The organism is Pseudomonas sp. C2B4 (assembly GCF_013359695.1).
In the GTDB taxonomy this organism is placed as follows: Bacteria; Pseudomonadota; Gammaproteobacteria; order Pseudomonadales; family Pseudomonadaceae; genus Aquipseudomonas.
Genome location: NZ_JABFMU010000074.1, coordinates 23730 through 26993, shown reverse-complemented (window position 1 = coordinate 26993; position 3264 = coordinate 23730). Strand labels below are relative to the sequence as shown.

2 protein-coding genes are annotated in these 3264 nt (G+C 63.1%); one reads left to right on the top strand and one right to left on the bottom strand.

Annotated features, from left to right (window positions below; all coding sequences use genetic code 11):
- Nucleotides 1-121 precede the first annotated feature (121 nt).
- Nucleotides 122-1555 carry an aldehyde dehydrogenase gene (locus HNQ83_RS28265; protein WP_175392137.1) on the bottom strand — a complete coding sequence of 478 codons (1434 nt, stop codon included), beginning with the start codon at nt 1553-1555 and terminating at the stop codon, nt 122-124.
- 286 nt (nt 1556-1841) lie between these two features.
- On the opposite strand from HNQ83_RS28265, the gene HNQ83_RS28260 reads away from it, so the two are divergent.
- The gene (locus tag HNQ83_RS28260) at nt 1842-3185 is read left to right on the top strand and encodes an MFS transporter (protein WP_175392136.1); all 1344 of its coding nucleotides are present in this window, start codon (nt 1842-1844) and stop codon (nt 3183-3185) included.
- The last annotated feature ends 79 nt before the right edge of the window (nt 3186-3264 follow it).

Sequence of the window (3264 nt, the reverse complement as noted above, 5' to 3'; positions counted from 1 at the left end):
CCCGATTGAAGTGTCCAAAATCATTAGGCCAGTTCAGGCTCGCTCCTACAGGGGGTGGCGGTGTTTTGGGGATGTAAAAAAGGCGCAGCCATGGCTGCGCCTTTGGGTGAATCGGATCGCTTCAGAGCCGAATGATCACCGACTTCAACTGCGTGTAATGCGACAGCGCATCCACCCCTTGCTCGCGCCCGTACCCACTCTGCTTGAACCCGCCGCACGGCGTTTGCACGAAGCCGCCGCTGTATTCGTTGACCACGATCCGGCCCGCTTCAAGCTGCGCGGCTACGCGGTGGACGCGGCCGATGTCGCGGCTCCAAATCCCGGCGCCGAGGCCGAATTCGCTGTCGTTGGCGATGCGCAGGGCATCGGCTTCGTCCTTGAACGGGATCACGCAGACGATGGGGCCGAAGATTTCTTCCTTGGCCAACGTCATGTCGTTGCTCACGCCGGTGTAGACCGTCGGTTCGATGTACCAGCCGTTTTCGAAACCCGGGAGGCTTGCGACCTTGCCGCCGATGGCCGGGGTCAGGCCTTCGCGTTCGGCGATGGCGAAGTAGCTCTGGATTTTCTCGAATTGCGCCTGGGTGGTGATGGGGCCGGAAGTCGCGTCATCCTGTGGGCCGACGCGCAACTGGCCGACTTCGGCCACCAGTTTGTCGACGAAGCGTTCGTAGATCGATTCCTGCACCAGCAAGCGCGTGCCCGCCGCGCACCACTGGCCGCTGTTCCAGGTGAAGGCCAGGGTCGCGCCCTTGGCGGCGGCGTCGAGGTCGGCATCGTCGAAGACGATGTTGGCCGACTTGCCGCCCAGTTCCAGGGTCAGCGGCAGGATGCGATCTGCCGCGATGTGCCCCAGTTCCTGGCCCGCGCGAATGCCGCCGGTGAAAGAAATTTTGCGGATGTGCGGGTTGTGCGCCATGGCCGGGCCGATCACGCTGCCCTTGCCGACGATCACGTTGAACACCCCCGGTGGGATGCCGGCCTCGATGGCCAGGCGTGCCAGTTCCACCAGCGAGGCCGAGGTGTGTTCGGAAGGTTTGGCAACCACGGTGTTGCCGGTGGCCAGGGCCGGGGCGATGGCGCGGGCGGCCTGATGCAGCGGGGCGTTCCACGGCAGGATCACGCCGATCACACCGAACGGATCGCGGCGGGTGTACACGTGGTAGTTGGGGCCCTGGTTGATCACTTCGCCGTCCATGACATTGACGATGCCGCCGTAGAACTCGAAGTACTGCGCGGTCAGGTCCATCAGGGTTGCCATCTCGCGGCCGGGCTTGCCGGTTTCGGCGCGCTCCAGGGCGCCGAGGGTGGCCTCGCTTGCGCGGATCAGCCGGCCGAAATCGTTGAGGATGCGCCCGCGCAAGGCTGGGCGCATGTCGCGCCAGGCCGGCAAGGCGCTGGCGGCGCTATCGATGGCGATGGCCACGTCGGCCGGGCCGCTGTTGGCCACTTCGTTGAGTTTTTCGCCGGTGCGCGGGTCGAGCTTGTCGACGTATTGGCCGTCCAGGGGCGGCGTGATGCGGCCGTCGATGAAGCTGTTGGTTCTGTCAAACATTGCCGGTTCTCCTCGTGAAGCTCTTCTTGTCAGTGCGCGGCATGGGGGAGGTGATGGGCAGCCCCATGATTGCCTGCCATTACCGCTGCTCGCGCACAACCCTTCAACCGAGTTTTAAAGGGCCGTGCCTTGAGAAAATCTCAAGGCAGTGGCTTGAGGTTTAGTCAACCGAACCGTCCTGAAAACTCGCTACACGAAACCCTGGCAACGCCGGATATTGCTCCCGTAGCAACGCTGAGGCCGCGTCCAAAGGTCAACAATAATAGCGCCCACGGGAGTCTTGAATATGAGCAACTATCACACGGTGGACGGTCAATTGCCGCCGTCATCCACTGCCACTGCACCTGTGCAAGCCGAAGGTCGACAACTCAACAGCGCCGAGAAAAAAGCCATAGTCGCCGCCACCCTCGGGACGATAGTCGAGTACACCGACTGGGTAATCTACGCGACGTTTTCCTCGATCCTCGCCAAGCAGTTTTTCCCTGCCGGTGACGGCGTCACCGCGCTGCTGTCGGTGTTGGCGGTGTTCGCTGTCGGCTTCATCATGCGCCCCATCGGCGGCGCGGTGCTGGGGCAACTGGCGGACCGTTATGGCCGCAAGAAAGGCCTGACCCTGTCGATCCTGTTGATGTCGGTGGCCTCGCTGGTGATCGGCATCTGCCCCAACTACGAAAGCATCGGCATTGCCGCGCCGATCATTCTGGTGATTGCCCGTCTGGTTCAGGGCTTTTCGGCGGGCGGCGAGTTCGGCTCGGCGTCGGCATTCCTGATCGAGTCGGCACCGGCGCATCGGCGGGCCTTCGCCGGGTCCTGGCAGTGGTTCGCCATTAACGCCGGCACGTTGGTATCGTTTCTGCTGGGCTTTGCCCTGGCGTCGATGGGCAGCGACACCGCGCTGTACGACTGGGGCTGGCGCGTGGCGTTCGTGATCGCGGCGCTGATGGGGCTGATCACTTTGTGGATTCGCCTGTCGGTGCGCGAGACCGAAATTTTCAAATCGAAGATCGCCAGCCACAGCAAAAAACGTCCGATTCGCGAACTGCTGTTCAGCCATCGCCGCGATGCCATGCGGGTGATCGGTATCGCCATGGCCGGCAACCTGCTCAACTACGTGTGGATGGTCAGCTACCCCAATCAGGTGCACCTGATCACCGGTATGTCGATCCGCGACACCTTGCTGGCCGGGGTGGTTTCGGTCGGTGTCTCGCTGGTGCTGCTGCCGTTCGCCGGCAAACTGGCGGACCGGGTGGGACGGCGTCCGGTGTTGATCGGCTTCGCGATTGCCTCGATCCTGTGGGCCTGGCCGAGCTTCGGCCTGTTGCACACCGGCATCAGCCTGCTGGAGGTGACACTGATCCAGACCGTGTCGATGGTGATCATGACCGGCTTCGGCGCTGCGTCGGCGGTGACCATGGCCGAGCAGTTCCCGGCCGAAGTGCGCGTCACCGGCATCGCCTTACCCTATGCCTTGTCGGTCACCCTGTTCGGCGGCACCGCACCGTACCTGATGGCGGCGATGGCGGGGTGGGGGTATGGCGGGTGGTTCTGGATTTACCTGGCAGTGATCAGTGCGATCAGCCTGGTGGTGTACCTGCGGATGCCGGAGACGCGGGGGCAGGCGTTGCGCTGATCGGGCACGAATAACACCTGTGGGAGCGAGCCTGCTCGCGAAAGCGGTTTAACAGACAAAAATGATGTCGCCTGACACT